Source organism: Rhizobium deserti, assembly GCF_004358025.1.
GTDB lineage: Bacteria > Pseudomonadota > Alphaproteobacteria > Rhizobiales > Rhizobiaceae > Neorhizobium > Neorhizobium deserti.
The window spans coordinates 1,049,505-1,064,073 of record NZ_SMTL01000001.1 but is presented as its reverse complement, the minus strand read 5'-3'; the positions used below and the strand labels follow the sequence as shown (position 1 = coordinate 1,064,073).

General features: G+C 61.8%; 13 protein-coding genes. 11 read left to right on the top strand and 2 right to left on the bottom strand.

The window, feature by feature from the left end:
- Positions 1-20: 20 nt before the first annotated feature.
- The 4 genes from E2F50_RS05100 to xylA all read left to right on the top strand — a co-directional run bounded on the left by E2F50_RS05100 (position 21) and on the right by xylA (position 5,630).
- Entirely contained in the window at positions 21-1,622 is a 1,602-nt protein-coding gene (locus tag E2F50_RS05100) for a DHA2 family efflux MFS transporter permease subunit (RefSeq protein ID WP_133314939.1), read from the top strand.
- Positions 1,623-1,792: 170 nt separating this feature from the next.
- Entirely contained in the window at positions 1,793-2,818 is a 1,026-nt protein-coding gene (locus E2F50_RS05095; RefSeq protein WP_133314938.1) for a LacI family DNA-binding transcriptional regulator, read from the top strand.
- 23 nt (positions 2,819-2,841) lie between these two features.
- Positions 2,842-4,296: a xylulokinase gene (gene xylB / locus E2F50_RS05090; RefSeq protein ID WP_133314937.1), complete on the top strand. Its 1,455-nt coding sequence runs from the start codon at positions 2,842-2,844 to the stop codon at positions 4,294-4,296.
- A 23-nt stretch (positions 4,297-4,319) separates the two neighbouring features.
- Positions 4,320-5,630 (top strand): xylose isomerase, encoded by a 1,311-nt coding sequence (xylA, locus tag E2F50_RS05085; protein WP_133314936.1) that lies wholly within the window; start codon positions 4,320-4,322, stop codon positions 5,628-5,630.
- Between the two features lie 43 nt (positions 5,631-5,673).
- Here xylA and E2F50_RS05080 read toward each other — a convergent pair whose 3' ends face one another.
- Positions 5,674-6,735, bottom strand: coding sequence for an SDR family oxidoreductase (locus E2F50_RS05080; RefSeq protein WP_133314935.1), 1,062 nt, complete (start codon positions 6,733-6,735; stop codon positions 5,674-5,676).
- A gap of 114 nt (positions 6,736-6,849) precedes the next feature.
- Here E2F50_RS05080 and E2F50_RS05075 point away from each other — a divergent pair, with 114 nt between their 5' ends.
- Positions 6,850-7,221 carry a winged helix-turn-helix transcriptional regulator gene (locus E2F50_RS05075; RefSeq protein ID WP_133314934.1) on the top strand — a complete coding sequence of 124 codons (372 nt, stop codon included), beginning with the start codon at positions 6,850-6,852 and terminating at the stop codon, positions 7,219-7,221.
- 57 nt (positions 7,222-7,278) lie between these two features.
- On the opposite strand, the gene E2F50_RS05070 is transcribed toward E2F50_RS05075, so the two are convergent.
- On the bottom strand, positions 7,279-8,145 hold the full coding sequence (locus tag E2F50_RS05070) for an aldo/keto reductase family oxidoreductase (RefSeq protein ID WP_133314933.1): 867 nt from the start codon (positions 8,143-8,145) through the stop codon (positions 7,279-7,281).
- 93 nt (positions 8,146-8,238) lie between these two features.
- Between E2F50_RS05070 and E2F50_RS05065 the strand changes: the two genes are divergently transcribed.
- From E2F50_RS05065 to E2F50_RS05040, 6 genes are all read left to right on the top strand, one after another.
- A complete protein-coding gene (locus tag E2F50_RS05065; RefSeq protein WP_133314932.1) occupies positions 8,239-9,135 on the top strand; it encodes a LysR family transcriptional regulator in 897 nt (298 codons plus the stop codon).
- An 80-nt stretch (positions 9,136-9,215) separates the two neighbouring features.
- Positions 9,216-9,554: a DUF6665 family protein gene (locus E2F50_RS05060; RefSeq protein ID WP_133314931.1), complete on the top strand. Its 339-nt coding sequence runs from the start codon at positions 9,216-9,218 to the stop codon at positions 9,552-9,554.
- A gap of 203 nt (positions 9,555-9,757) precedes the next feature.
- Complete coding sequence (locus E2F50_RS05055; RefSeq protein WP_425375356.1) at positions 9,758-11,275, top strand: sugar ABC transporter ATP-binding protein; 1,518 nt, start codon at positions 9,758-9,760, stop codon at positions 11,273-11,275.
- Entirely contained in the window at positions 11,272-12,273 is a 1,002-nt protein-coding gene (locus E2F50_RS05050; RefSeq protein ID WP_133314930.1) for an ABC transporter permease, read from the top strand. Before E2F50_RS05055 ends, E2F50_RS05050 begins: the two co-directional genes overlap by 4 nt.
- Before the next feature lie 72 nt (positions 12,274-12,345).
- Complete coding sequence (locus E2F50_RS05045; protein ID WP_133314929.1) at positions 12,346-13,311, top strand: substrate-binding domain-containing protein; 966 nt, start codon at positions 12,346-12,348, stop codon at positions 13,309-13,311.
- Positions 13,312-13,513: 202 nt separating this feature from the next.
- Positions 13,514-14,569 carry a sugar phosphate isomerase/epimerase family protein gene (locus E2F50_RS05040; protein WP_133314928.1) on the top strand — a complete coding sequence of 352 codons (1,056 nt, stop codon included), beginning with the start codon at positions 13,514-13,516 and terminating at the stop codon, positions 14,567-14,569.

Genomic DNA, 14,569 nt, shown 5'->3' with positions numbered 1-14,569 from the left:
CCGGGGCGGAGGTTGATCTGATGGCCGGAAGTGCAGCAGCGACAGCGGGAACCATTCCCGGCGCTCCCCCGAAAGTCGAGGAGAGCATGGATACGAGGAAGCTGATCGCCTTCTTCGCGATGGTGCTCGGCATGTTCATGTCGATCCTCGACATCCAGATCGTGTCCGCCTCGCTGTCCGAGATCCAGGCCGGCCTTTCTGCCGGCGGTGATGAGATCGGCTGGGTACAGACCTCCTACCTGATCGCCGAGGTCATCATGATCCCGCTGTCGGGCACGCTGGCGCGCATCGTCTCGACCCGTTACCTGTTCGCCTTTTCGGCTGCGGGTTTTACCGTAGCCAGCGCGCTCTGCGCCACCGCAACGAATATCGACCAGATGATCGTCTACCGAGCGATCCAGGGCTTTATCGGCGGCGGCATGATCCCGTCGGTCTTTGCGGCCGCCTTCACCATATTCCCGCCGTCCAAGCGCGCTATCGTGTCGCCGATCATCGGCCTGATCGCCACACTGGCGCCGACCATTGGCCCGACCGTCGGCGGCTATCTGTCCAACGCCTTTTCCTGGCACTGGCTGTTTCTCGTCAACATCATTCCGGGCATTGTCGTCACCATCGTCACCTGGAACTTCATCGACTTCGACAAGCCGGAACTGTCGCTCTTCAAGAAGTTCGACTGGTGGGGCCTCCTCTCGATGGGCGTCTTTCTCGGCGGCCTCGAATATGTGCTTGAAGAGGGTAATTCCAACGATTGGTTCAATGACCACATGATCGTCATCGGTGCCGTCGCTTCGGCCGTCGGCTGCCTGATCTTCTTCTACAGGGCTTTGACCGTCGCCTTTCCGGTGGTCGACCTGACCGCCTTCACCAACCGAAATTTCGCCTTCGGGTCGATCTTTTCCTTCGTTATGGGGATAGGCCTTTATGGCCTGACCTATATCTATCCCGTCTATCTCAGCCGGATCCGCGGCTATGACAGCCTGATGATCGGCGAGACCATGTTCGTGTCCGGTCTTGCCATGTTCGTGACGGCGCCGATCGCCGGCAAGCTGTCGACCAAAATGGACCTCAGGCTGATGATGATCCTGGGCTTCATCAGCTTTGCTTCCGGTACCTATGTGATGACCGGTATTACTCAGGACTGGGACTTTTACGAGCTCTTCCTGCCGCAAATCCTGCGCGGTTTCGGCCTGATGATGTGCATGGTGCCGATCAACAATATTGCGCTCGGAACGCTTTCGCCGGCGCGTATCCGTGGAGCTTCCGGTCTCTTCAACCTGACCCGCAACCTCGGCGGCGCCGTCGGATTGGCCATCATCAGCACCCTGCTCACCAACCGGCAGGACGTACATTACGAGCGGCTGCGCGAAAGCATGGACTGGGGCAAGGCCGCTGCCGTCGAGCAACTGAACAATATGGCAGCCAACCTCAACGCCTACGGCCTGGATGGCACGACCGGTGCGCTGCGGCAGATGGTGCAGCTGGCCACCAAGCAGGCCGTCGTGATGTCGTTCAGCGACGTCTTCCTGATCCTGACCGTGCTCTTCAGCGCGCTGATCCTCGGCGTCTTCCTGATCGACAAGCCCGCCCCCCAGGGCGGCGGAGGTGGCGGCGCCGGCCACTGACCTTATACCAGATCCACCGCCGGAAGGGGTCGTCGCGAAAGCGGCGGCCCTTTTCTTTTGTGGCTGGTTTACGGGCCGATTCAAATGCTCGGCAGTAGGCCGCTACACTTCCAAGATTTTTTGATTTACGTACCTCAGAAATTGCACTACGACGTTCGGCGGAGGAGTTCATGAAGCCGACGGTCCATGACATAGCGCGCAGCGCAGGCGTCAGCCTCGCCACAGTCGACCGCGTCCTCAACGGTCGGCCCGGCGTTCGGCATGTGACCCGGGAGAGGGTCGAGGGTGCGATCTCGGCTCTGGGCTATGTACGCGACGTGGCCGCCGCGAATCTGGCCAAAAGCCGCACCTATTCCTTCGTGTTCATCCTGCCGATGAACGACAATCCCTTCATGATCAGTCTCGCTGACGAGGTGCGCGGCGCAATCGGCCGCTCGGGCGCGGAGCGAACCGGCATCCGCGTTGTTGATGTGCCGCCCTTCGATCCTTCTGCCTTGGTGGGCGCTTTGGAGGCGGTGCTTGTGGAGAAGCCGGCCGGCATCGCCTTTGTCGCCATCGATACCCCGGAGGTGCGCGATGCTGTCGCAAGGCTTGCCGGAGCCGGGATTGCCATGGTGACGCTGGTTTCCGACCTGCCGGACTCCGCCCGCGACCACTATGCCGGCATCGACAATATTGCCGCAGGGCGAACGGCCGCCAGCCTGATGGGCCGGTTCCTCGCCGGGCGTTCCGGGACTGTTGCCGTGCTTGCCGGTTCCATGCTGGTGCGCGACCATCGCGAACGGCTGGAAGGCTTTTCGGCCGTGCTTCAGGACACCTTTCCGGATGTCCGAATTCTGTCCGTTCTGGAGGGCCGCGACGATCCGGAACTGGCCGAAATGCTGGTTGCCGATGCGCTGAGGCGGCATCCCGAAATCTCCGGCATCTACAGCCTCGGCGCCGGCAATCGTGGCCTCATTCGTGCCGTGCAGAGCCGGGAAGCAGACAGGCGTCCGCTCGTCATCGCCCACGAGCTCACGGCGCCGACACGTGCCGCACTGACCGATGGCATTATCGATGCGGTCCTCAACCAGGACGCCGGTCATGAGGTTCGTAGCGCCATCCGGGTGTTGAAGGCAAAGGCCGACGGTCTGCCGGTCATTACGGCGCAGGAGCGCATCCGCATCGACATTTTCTTGAAAGACAATTTGCCCTGAAGGGCGGCAGGAAAGGAATCATCATGTATCTTGGTCTCGATCTCGGCACGTCAGGCGTCAAGGCGATGCTGATCGACGGCGATCAGAAGATCGTCGGGTCGGCGAGCGGCTCGCTCGACGTCTCGCGGCCGCATTCCGGCTGGTCCGAACAGGATCCGGCGCACTGGATTCGCGCCACCGAGGAAGCGGTTGCCGGCCTGAAGGCGAAGTTTCCTGAGGAGCTCGGCGCCGTCAGGGGCATCGGCTTGTCCGGTCAGATGCATGGCGCGACGCTGCTCGATGCCGATGACAAGGTGCTGCGCCCCTGCATTCTGTGGAACGATACCCGCTCTTACGCAGAAGCGGCCGCGCTCGACGCCAATCCGATCTTCCGTCAGCTGACCGGCAATATCGTCTTTCCGGGTTTCACAGCGCCAAAGCTCGTCTGGGTGAAGAACAACGAGCCAGAAATCTTTGCCAAGGTTGCCAAGGTTCTGCTGCCGAAGGATTATCTGCGTCTCTGGCTGACCGGTGAACATATTTCCGAAATGTCGGATTCGGCCGGCACGTCCTGGCTTGACACGGGTGGCCGCAAATGGTCACCCGAACTGCTGGCAGCCACGGATCTCGACGAACGGCAGATGCCGTCTCTGGTGGAAGGCACGCAGCAAGGCGGCACGCTGCGGCGCGAGCTTGCCTCGGCCTGGGGCATTGCCGGTGAGGCCGTCGTCGCCGGCGGGGCAGGGGACAATGCCGCTTCGGCCTGCGGCATGGGCACGGTTGCCGAAGGCCATGCCTTTGTTTCGCTCGGCACATCCGGCGTGCTGTTTGCCGCCAACGCCGCCTATCTGCCGAAGCCAGAAAGCGCCGTGCACGCTTTCTGCCACGCGCTGCCGAAGACCTGGCACCAGATGGGCGTCATCCTGTCGGCGACCGACGCCTTAAATTGGCACGCGCATGTCACCGGCAAGACGGCCGCCGAACTGACGCAGGAGCTCGGGGACAGCTTGAAGGCGCCGACCGGCGTGACGTTCCTGCCTTATCTTTCGGGTGAGCGGACGCCGCATAATGATGCTGCTATCCGCGGCGCCTTCATCGGTCTTGAACATGAAAGCAGCCGGGCGGTGCTGACCCAGGCGGTGCTGGAAGGCGTAACCTTTGCGATCCGCGACAACCTCGAAGCACTGAAATCCGCCGGGACCTCCATCTCCCGCGTCACGGCAATCGGTGGCGGTTCCCGCTCGCGCTATTGGCTGTCTTCGATCGCCACTTCGCTCGGCGTACCGGTCGATATTCCGGCCGATGGTGATTTCGGCGCCGCCTTCGGTGCAGCGCGCCTCGGCCTGATCGCCGCGACCGGCGCCGATCCCGTCGCCGTCTGCTCGGCACCGAAGACAGAAGAAACCGTAGACCCGGTCTCTGCTCTCTCAGAGGCCTATGGCACCGCTTACGCTCGCTACCGGGCCGCCTATCCGGCGATCAAGTCGCTGGCACATTAAGAATATTCAAGGAGGAATACATCATGAGCACAGGCTTTTTCGGAGACATCCAGAAGATCCAATACGAAGGCCCTGACAGCACCAATCCGCTCGCCTTTCGTTTCTACAATCCCGATGAGATCGTGGCCGGCAAGCGGATGGAGGATCATCTGCGGTTCGCGGTCGCCTACTGGCATTCATTCACCTGGCCGGGCGGCGATCCGTTCGGCGGCCAGACTTTCGAGCGGCCTTGGTTTTCCGACACGATGGAAGCGGCGAAGATGAAGGCCGACGTCGCTTTCGAATTCTTCCAGCTGCTCGGTGTGCCTTTCTACTGCTTCCACGATGCCGACGTGCGTCCGGAAGGCAATAACTTCGCCGAGAACACGAAAAACCTCAACGAGATCGTCGATTATTTCGCGCAGAAGCAGGCCGATACCGGGACCAAGCTTTTATGGGGTACGGCCAACATGTTCTCGCACCGGCGCTACATGTCGGGTGCCGCGACCAATCCGGATCCGGATGTCTTCGCGTTTGCGGCCGCGACCGTGAAGACCTGCATGGACGCGACAAAGAAGCTCGGCGGCGCCAATTACGTACTGTGGGGCGGTCGCGAAGGCTATGAGACGCTGCTCAACACCGATCTCACCCGCGAGCTCGACCAGATGGGGCGCTTCCTCAACCTTGTCGTCGAATACAAGTACAAGATCGGTTTCGAGGGCACGATCCTGATCGAGCCGAAGCCGCAGGAGCCGACTAAGCACCAGTATGATTACGATGTTGCGACGGTCTATGCCTTCCTGCAGAAGCACGGGCTGGACAAGGAAGTGAAGGTCAATATCGAGCAGGGCCATGCGATCCTCGCCGGCCATTCCTTCGAGCATGAACTGGCTATGGCCAATTCCTTTGGCATCTTCGGCTCGATCGACATGAACCGCAACGACTACCAGTCCGGCTGGGATACCGACCAGTTCCCGAACAACGTACCGGAAATGGCGCTCGCCTATTACCAGGTGCTGGCGGGCGGCGGCTTTACCACCGGCGGTACCAATTTCGACTCGAAGCTGCGCCGCCAATCGCTCGATCCGCAAGACCTGCTGATCGGCCATATCGGCGGCATGGATTGCTGCGCCCGTGGCCTGAAGGCTGCGGCAAAGATGATCGACGACGGCGCCCTCAAGAAGCCGCTCGACGCCCGTTACGAGAAGTGGGACAGCCCGGAAGCACAGAAGATGCTGCGCGGCGAGTACAAGCTCGACGACATCGCTTCCTGGGTCGAGCAAAACGATATTAACCCCGAGCCTGTTTCCGGCCGCCAGGAATATCTCGAAAACGTCGTCAACCGTTACGTTTGATCAGCGAAAGAAGCGGGCGGGGCACGGCTCCGCCCGCCATTCGTTACGGTATCAGGCGGTCGGCGCGCAACTGCTCGAACAGGGTGAAAAACGCGTCATCCGTCGGCTGGTAGTCTAGGAAGCCGAGGCGGCGGCTCTTGGCCATGTCTGTGACCACTTCGATCGGCCGGCCGAGATCGGCATCCGTGTGCCAGGGCGAAACCAGTCGGTCGATATCCGGCTCAGCCAGGCCGTGCTTTTGGGCAATTTCAGCCCAGATCGACGCGTCGTTCGCCATCTGAGTTTCGAGCGGCTGGACCGTTCCGTCGAAGGGCGCCGCTTCGACGCCAAACCAGTCAGCGATCCGTCCCCACATCCATTTCCAGCGAAACACGTCGCCGTTGACGACGTTGAAATCCTGGTTGGCCGCCGCTGGCGTCGTGGCTGCCCAAAGCAGATGCCGGCCGAGCAGGGTCGCGTCGGTCATGTCGGTCAGGCCGTTCCACTGCATGTCGACGCCGGGAAAACGCAAGGGGCGCCCGGACTGCTTGCAGATCGAGGCATAAACGGCGAGCGTCGTTCCCATGTTCATGGCGTTGCCGACCGCCTTGCCGACGATGGTGTGGGGGCGATGCACGCTCCAGGCAAAGCCGTCGCGGGCGGCCGCGGCAAAGACCTCGTCTTCCTGGGCATAATAGAAGTTGTCGATTTCCAGCCGGCCCTGCTCCTCGCGAAACGGGGTCTGCGGCAGGCTGCCCTTGCCATAGGCCTCGAACGGTCCCAGATAATGTTTGAGCCCGGTCACCAGTGCCACATGACGGACGGAGCCTGCGGGCCGCAGGGCATCGAGCAGATTGCGGACCATGGCCGAGTTGACACGGATGTTTTCTGCCTCAGTCGGCTGGCGGAGCCAGCTCGAGATGAAAACATGCGACGGATCGAGCCCGGCCAGCGCCTTTTCAAGTGAAGCGGGATCGAGAAGATCGGCGGCCACCGGCTCCACGTTCGACTGCGCCTGCGGCTTTCGCGCCAGGCCCCAGATCTGCCAGCCGTCATCGGCCAGAACTTTTGCGGTGGCGCTGCCGACAATGCCGCTGGCGCCGACGATCAATGCTTTCTTGGTCATGCATGCTCCTTTGCTTTAGCGGCTCATCTAGTCTTTGGAGTGCAGCTATGCCAGAAGGCACCCTTTGGGGACATAGACACCCTGGCGTAACCACCTAGGAGCAGAGAGAGTATCATGGAGCGCGGATCGCCGGATGACGAGTGGCGCGAAGACTGCGCACCGCGGCGCGTGCTGGAAATATTCGCAAGCAAATGGACGAGCATGATCCTGCATGTGCTGGCCACGCGGCTCGGCGGCTGCGCCCGCACCGGCGTATTGCTGCGCAGCCTGCCGGGTATTTCCAAGAAGATGCTGACCCAGACGCTTCGCGACATGGAAGCGTCCGGGCTGGTGACACGGCATGTGCACGGCACCGTGCCGCCGGCGGTGGATTACACGCTGACGCCGCTCGGGCGACGCTTCGTCGAGCCGATCGACCTTCTCTATGGCTGGGCACGCGGCAATGCGGATGCGCTGGATGCGCTTGGCAGCAAGCGCCGCGCCTGATCGATCAGGTCAGCAGGACGAAAGGCAGGCAGAGCGAGGCTCCACCGGCTTGATTCTTCAAGCGGCGATCGTGTCGAGCTGCGCCAGCGCCTCCGCCGGCAGGGTGAGTTCGGCGGCGGCCAGGTTTTCCTTTAGGTGACCGACCGACGAGGTGCCGGGGATCAGGAGGATATTGGGCGAGCGCCGCAAAAGCCAGGCAAGTGCGACCTGCATCGGCGTGGCGTTCAAGCTCGCTGCGACGTCATTGAGCGTCGTCGACTGCAGCGGCGAGAAGCCGCCGAGCGGGAAGAACGGCACATAGGCTGTGCCATCCTGTGCCAGCTGGTCGATCAGCCCGTCGTCATCGCGATGGGCGACGTTGTACATGTTCTGCACGCAGACGATGTCGGTGATCTTTCGGCCGTCGGCAACCTGCTTTGCCGTGACGTTGCTGAGGCCGATATGGCGGATGAGACCCTTCTGCTGCAATTCAGCCAGCGCCGTCAGTTGCTCTTCTAGCGGACCTTCCGCCGGGCCGTGGACATCATACATCGAGCGCAAGTTGACGACGTCGATGACGTCGAGCCCGAGATTGCGCAGGTTGTCATGGACCGCCGAAGTCAGCTCCGCAGGCGACATGGCCGGTAGCCACTCGCCGTTCGGGCCGCGCTTGGCTGAGACCTTCGTGACGATGGTCAGATTGTCCGGATAGGGGTGCAGGGCCTCGCGGATGATCTGGTTGGTCACATGCGGACCATAGAAATCGCTTGTATCGATATGGTCGACGCCGGCTTCGATGGCCGCGCGCAGCACGGCGATCGCCGCGTCGCGCTCCTTTGGCGGGCCGAAGACGCCCTTGCCGGCCAGCTGCATGGCGCCATAGCCGAGGCGTTTGACGGTGCGGTCGCCAAGCTCAAACGTGCCCGCCTTTTCGAGAGTGCTCATGATCTTCTCCTGTGTCGATGGCGGCAAGATAGCGCTTGGACATATGGAGGATAATGGGGTATAATTTGGACAAGTTGTGCTGAATGGCGAACAGTGAAGGTGGAGCTGAGCGACCTGGAGGCGTTTGTTGCAGTTGCCCGCGCAGGCGGCTTTCGCGAGGCCGCGCGGGTGACGAGCAGCAGCGCGTCCGGATTGAGCGAGGCGGTGCGCCGCCTGGAGAGCAATCTCGGCGTGCGGCTCCTTAACCGGACCACGCGAAGCGTTGTTCCGACCGAAGCGGGCAAGGGGCTGCTTGAACGGGCCGCCCCGGCACTGGCCGAAATGGAAGCCGCCCTCGACGTGGTCAACGGCTACCGGGACCGGCCAGCCGGCGCACTGCGCCTCAACGTGCCGACCAGCGCCGCACGGCTTGTCCTGCCCGGGATCGTGCCGTCCTTCCTGCAAGCCTATCCGGATGTGCGGCTGGAAGTGATGACGGATGAAAGCTTCGTCGACGTGATCGCCGCCGGCTGTGATGCGGGCATCCGCTATGGCGAACGGCTGGAGCAGGACATGATCGCGGTGCCTATCGGGCCGCGGGTGCAGACCTATGCCTTTGCCGCGGCACCTGCCTATCTCGACGCCCATGGCCGGCCCGAGCATCCGCGGGATCTTTTGAACCATGCCTGTCTGCGCCACCGCTTTGCCAGTGGCCGCATGCCGCCCTGGGAGTTCGAACGCGACGGCGAGGTGCTCGTGGTCGATCCGCCCGGTCCGTTGATCGTCCAGGCGGGCGGGGCCAGCGATCTTGCCGTCGAGGCGGCCATTTCCGGCCTCGGGATCGTTGGCCTGTTCGAGGGCTGGTTGCGGCCCTACCTGAACAGCGGGCAGTTGGAGCCGGTGCTCGAGCCCTGGTGGCAAAGTTTTCCGGGCCCGTTTCTGTATTATCCGGGCCAGCGGCTGGTGCCGGCACCGCTCAGAGCCTTCATCGATTTTGTCAAGGCGAAGTAAGAATGACGTCGGGTGGGAACGGCGTTTGCGGCCTTCGCGTTTGACAGCAAACGGGAGATCTTCATGGCCATCCGTCCTTCATGGCCATCCGTCCACCGCAAGCCTTTCACGCGTCTCGTACCGCCGAAAGCGGATTGGGCATTCTGGAGCATGAGCTGGCGGCCGAGCGGGCAAGCGCGCTTGGTCGGCACGGGCAGAAGCTGGAGGCTTCTCTTGCCAGGCTGCGCCAATGGAGTGCCGAGGGCGGCCAGGAGGATGAGGCAACACGCCTTGCTCTCGTTCATGATGCCGCCGATGCCCTCTGGGCATTGTTCATCCAGCGCGAAGTGTGCGGTCTGCGCGACAACCGCGACATCGTGCGGCGCTACGGGATCCCGTCCGAAGTCCTGTCGAAAGTCGGTACCGTCCGGTCACGCTAGTATGGATGTGGCCGCCAGTCGCATTCCGTCGCCTCATGACGCGAAGTTGACGCGGAAATCTGCTTTACGTACCTCAGAATCTTAGATAGCCTGAATGTACAGGGAGGATTTCAGGTGCACCACATCGCTTGCGAGGAGGCAGGCGTTGGGGGCGCGTTGCGCGACAACCGCTTCACGACGCTCATTTTTTCCGGCCGGCGCGCATGATCGCGGTTGCAGCAGAAGCACCGCTGCTCGACGCGCGCGGCCTGTCCAAGACCTTCGGCATTGTCGAGGTCCTGAAAGACATCGATCTCAGCGTGCGTGCTGGCGAGGTGCATGCGATCATCGGCGAAAACGGCGCTGGCAAGTCGACTTTGATGAAGATCCTTGCCGGCAATCACCTGCCAACCCGCGGCGAAATCCGCATGGATGGGCAGCCGGTCGCTTTTGCAAGTCCCGTTGACGCCGAAGCACGCGGCATCGTGCTGGTGCATCAGGAAATCCTGCTCGCACCCGATCTCAGCGTGGCGCAGAACATTTATCTCGGCCGCGAACTTGGCCGCGGTCTCACGGTCAACGACCGGGCCATGAACGAGGGCGCCGCCAAGGCCATTGCCGATCTCGGCGCGGATATCGATCCGAAGACGGTGGTCTCGCGCCTGTCGATCGCGCAGCGTCAGCTGGTGCAGATCGCCCGGGTGCTGCTGGTGCCGCATCGTATCGTCATCTTCGACGAGCCGACGGCATCGCTGACGCCGCACGAGACCGAGGCGCTTCTCAAGGTCATCAAGCAGATTCGTGCCAAGGGGGTCGGCATTCTTTATATCTCGCACCGTCTTCCGGAGGTGAAGGAGATTGCCGACCGCGTGACGGTGCTGCGTGACGGGCGTCTGGTCGCGTCGCATGCCGCAGCCGAACTGCAGCCAGCCGACATGGCACGACTGATGGTCGGGCGCGACGTTGCCAAGCTTTATCCCGACCGTCATGCGGCTCGAGCGCGTGAAACGGTGCTTGATGTCGAAGCGCTGGATGTTCCCGGCTATGCGCAGAATGCTTCGTTCCGGCTGTGCAAGGGCGAGATCCTCGGCTTTGCAGGATTGATCGGCGCGGGCCGCACCGAGCTGATGGAGGGCCTGGTGGGGCTGAGGCCTGCCCACGGCACGGTGCGTCTCAACGGCAGCCCGGCTCATTTTTCCGATGTGCATGGGAGCCTCAAAGCGGGCGTTGCCTATTTGTCGGAAGACCGTAAGGGCAAGGGGCTGCTGCTCACCAAGGACCTGCGCGTCAACCTGACGCTCGCCTCGCTTGGCAAGTTCACCAGCGGCTTGCAGATCGATCGAGCTAAGGAGGCGCAGGCGCTCGACCAGGCGATCAAGGATTTCGATATCCGCACGGGCACCAAGACTATCCTGGCCGGCCAGCTTTCGGGCGGCAATCAGCAAAAGCTGCTGCTTGCCAAGATGATGCTGCTCGATCCGCAGGTGGTCATCATCGATGAACCGACCCGCGGCATCGATATCGGCAACAAGGAACAGATCTACAAATTCATCGCCGCTCTTGCCGAGGAGGGACGTTCGATCATCGTCGTTTCTTCCGAAATGCCGGAGCTGATCGGCATATGCGACCGCATCCTGGTGATGCGGTCCGGGCGGATCGTCGGCGAAGTCACGGGAGAACACATGAACGAAAACGAGATCGTCGGGCTGGCCACGGGTGTGACGGCAGGAGAAGCGGCATGAGCGTGGCTGCTACTGACACACCCAAGGCGCCAAAAACATCGCGGGACTGGGACATGGCGGCGATCGCGCCGTTCATCGCGCTCGCGCTTTTGCTGCTGCTCGGCTATTTCGCCAACCCCAATTTCATTTCCGTAGCCAATCTCCTGAACGTCATCACCCGCAGCGCCTTCATTGCCATCATCGCACTCGGAGCCACCTATGTGATTTCTTCCGGCGGGCTTGATCTCTCGGTCGGCTCGATGGTCGCCTTTGTTGCAAGCCTGATGATCCTGTTCATGAATTCTGGCACGATCGGCGATCCGATGCTGATGCTGATCGCAGCCATGATCCTTGCCACAGTCCTCGGCGCCGCCTGCGGGCTTGCCAACGGGCTGATCACGACGGTGGGCCGGATCGAACCCTTCATCGCGACCCTCGGCACGATGGGCATATTCCGCGGGCTGACCACCTGGCTCAGCCAGGGTGGAGCGATCACACTCAGGGATCGCGAGATGCAGGCGCTTTATCGACCGGTCTATTTCGGCACGCTTGCCGGCATCCCCATTCCGATCGTCATCATCTTCGTCACCGCTGCAATTGCCGCTTTTGTGCTCTACCGGACGCGCTACGGACGCCATCTGATCGCCGTCGGTTCGAATGAGGATGTCGCACGTTATTCTGGGATCTCGGTCAACCGGGTGCGCACCATTGCCTATGTCGTGCAGGGGCTCTGCGTCGCGGTTGCGGTCATTCTTTATGTGCCACGCCTCGGCTCGACGTCGGCGACCACCGGTATCCTGTGGGAATTGCAGGCGATCACCGCCGTCGTCGTCGGCGGTACAGCACTCAGGGGCGGCGTGGGGCGTATCTGGGGCACGGTCTGCGGCGCCTTCATTCTCGAAATCGTCGGCAATATCATGATCCTGTCGAACTTCGTCAGCGAATATCTGATCGGCGCCATCCAGGGTGCCATCATCATCATCGCCATGCTGGTGCAGAGATTGCTGATGCGCAGGTAAGGAAACCGGCCGGGCGCGTGGGGTGCGCCTGGCTTTGGAGGAACAGACCCCGCAACTTTGGGAGAGAGACATATGCGTAGAAGAACTTTTGGCCTGGCAGCCGCGGCGCTTGCCGCTTCTGTTGCCGCCGGCCCCAGCCTCGGCTGGGCTCAAGAAGCAAAGAAGGTGACGATCGGCGTTTCCATTCCGGCCGCCGACCACGGCTGGACTGCCGGCGTCGTGTTCCATGCCGAACGCGTGGCAAAACTGCTGATGGCCGAGCACAAGGGCCTCAATGTCATCGTCAAGACCTCGCCCGATCCGGCAAGCCAGGCGAATGCCGTGCAGGATCTTGCGGTACAGGGCCTCGATGCACTGGTCATCCTACCGTCCGACCCGGATCCACTGGTCAATGCCATCCAGCAGGTGAAGGACAGCGGCGCCTTTGTGGCTCTCGTCGACCGCGCGCCTTCGGTCAACGACAATTCCATCCGTGATCTTTATGTCGCCGGCAACAATCCGGCGCTCGGCGAAGTCGCCGGGCAGTACATCGCCAAGACCACGCCGGATGCCCAGGTCGTGGTAATCCGCGGCTTGCCGATCCCGATCGACCAGCAGCGCCAGGACGGCTTCGACAAGGGCATTGCCGGCTCCAAGGTGAAGATCCTGGAGCGCCAGTACGGCAACTGGAACCGCGACGACGCTTTCCGGGTGATGCAGGACTATCTGACGAAATATCCGAAGATCGACGTCGTCTGGTGCCAAGATGACGACATGGCGGTCGGTGTCATGGAAGCGATCAGCCAGGCCAAGCGCACGGACATCAAGTATGTGGTGGGCGGCGCCGGCTCCAAGGACATGATCAAGAAGGTCATGGACGGCGACAAGATGATCCCAGTCGACGTGCTTTATCCGCCGGCCATGGTGGCGACTGCCATGCAACTGACGGCTGCCAATTTCTATGATCAGGTCCCGGTCAGCGGCAATTACATCTTGGATGCCACGCTGGTAACCAAGGAAAATGCCAAGAACTTCTACTTCCCGGACTCGCCGTTCTGATTTGACTATCGCAGCGCCCGCTCCGGCGGGCGTCGCTCCCGTAATCCGTCATTCCTGTGCTTGTCACAGGAATCCAGCGTGCCAAGTTCTTGGCACAGGGAAACTCCTTCATGGCGCAGACGCGCCATGGCTGGCTCACGGCCCAGCGCCGGGATGATGGAGTTGCGAGTTCGTTCGAATTCAATTGCAAGTGGAGAATTTCATGAAGACCATCAAGGGTCCCGGCATATTTCTTGGCCAGTTCGCAGGCGATGCGGCACCGTTCGACACATGGGACGGGATCACCAAATGGGCGGCAGACAAGGGCTATGTCGGTGTGCAGGTGCCGACCTGGGCAAGCCAGCTGATCGACCTGAAGCAGGCTTCGGCGTCGAAGGATTATTGCGACGAATTTGCCGGCGTGGCGCGGCAGAACGGTGTCGAGGTCACGGAGCTGTCGACGCATCTGCAGGGCCAGCTGGTGGCGGTACATCCGGCCTATGACGAGGTTTTTGACGGATTTACCGTGCCGGAAATGCGCGGCAACCCGAAGGCCCGCCAGGAATGGGCGGTCGATCAGGTGAAGATGGCGCTGACCGCGTCACGGCATCTGGGCTTGAGCGCCCACGCGACCTTTTCCGGCGCGCTTGTCTGGCCATTCCTTTATCCGTTCCCGCAGCGCCCGGAAGGCCTGGTGGAAACGGCCTTCGACGAACTTGCGCGTCGCTGGACGCCGATCCTCGATCACGCGGAAGAGAACGGCATCGACCTCTGCTACGAAATCCATCCGGGCGAGGACCTGCATGACGGCGTGACTTTCGAGATGTTCCTGGCGCGGGTCAACAACCATCCGCGCGCCAACATGCTCTACGACCCATCGCATTACGTGCTGCAATGCCTCGATTATCTCGACAATATCGACATCTACAAGGATCGGATCAAGATGTTCCACGTCAAGGACGCGGAGTTCAATCCGACCGGCCGCCAGGGCGTCTACGGCGGCTACCAGAGCTGGGTGAACCGCGCCGGCAGGTTCCGCTCTCCGGGCGACGGCCAAGTGGATTTCGGTTCGATCTTTTCAAAAATGGCCGCCAATGATTTCGACGGCTGGGCCGTGGTCGAATGGGAATGCGCGCTCAAAAACTCCGAGGACGGTGCGCGCGAAGGTGCCGAATTCGTCAAGGCGCATATCATCAACGTCACCGACAAGGCATTCGACGACTTTGCCGGCGCCGGCACGGACGAGGCGGCCAACCGCCGCATGCTGGGGATTGATTGA